The organism is Streptococcus oralis (assembly GCF_001075875.1).
GTDB classification, from domain to species: domain Bacteria; phylum Bacillota; class Bacilli; order Lactobacillales; family Streptococcaceae; genus Streptococcus; species Streptococcus oralis_I.
Genome location: NZ_JUOS01000030.1, coordinates 1 through 796, shown reverse-complemented (window position 1 = coordinate 796; position 796 = coordinate 1). Strand labels below are relative to the sequence as shown.

Below are 796 nucleotides of genomic sequence, written 5' to 3'. Positions count from 1 at the left end.
ATAACCTGGAATTGCTTTACCTTCTTTATCCTTGAATGATGTCTTAACTTGTTCGTAGACATGCTCTGTATCTCCATTTGGAAGTTTCTTAGTCTCTACGAAGCGGTAGTCTGGAATTTCTTTCTTCGGTTGTTCGCCATCTTCACTTGGATATCCTGGGATTGAATTACCTTCTTTATCTACAAATGTAGTAACCGGTGTTACTGTTGGTGTATATGTTGCAGAAGCTTTTGTTCCGTTCATATCTTCACGAACAACTGTAACAGATGGAGCTGTTCCTGTAAATTCAGGTGCTGGTTTAAAGGTTACTGTTCCATCTGCTACTACAGTGTATGTACCAACACCTGGAATAGTCTTAATTGTTGAACCATCGTCAAATGTTGCTGGAACATCATCATTCATTGGAACACGGCTATCACCTTCCTTGAATGTTGGTTTACCAGACTGTTCTTTACCTTTTGGTCCAATAGTTGTAGCTGGTTCACCTGTTGGTGTTACTGGTGTTACTGTTGGTGTGTACTTAGCTGTTACTGGTGTACCGTTCTTATCTACACGTTTAACAGTCACGCCTGTTCCTGTTCCTGTGAATGATTTTTCTGGTACGAAGGTTACTGTTCCATCTGCTGCTACTGTGTATGTACCAACACCATCAACTGTCTTGGTAGTTGAGCCGTCGTCGAATGTTGCAGGAGTATCTTCATCGATAGGGACATTTTGATTCCCTTCGGTGAAGGTTGGTTTACCTGTTTGAGTGGCACCTTGGATATCAGTAGATGTCGCATCTTCAGATGTTGGA

At 41.7% G+C, this 796-nt stretch carries 1 protein-coding gene; it reads right to left on the bottom strand.

Going from position 1 to position 796, the window contains the following annotated elements; genetic code table 11:
• On the bottom strand, nt 1-796 hold a 796-nt coding region (locus tag ADM33_RS02015), incomplete at both ends, for an Ig-like domain-containing protein (protein WP_049502950.1).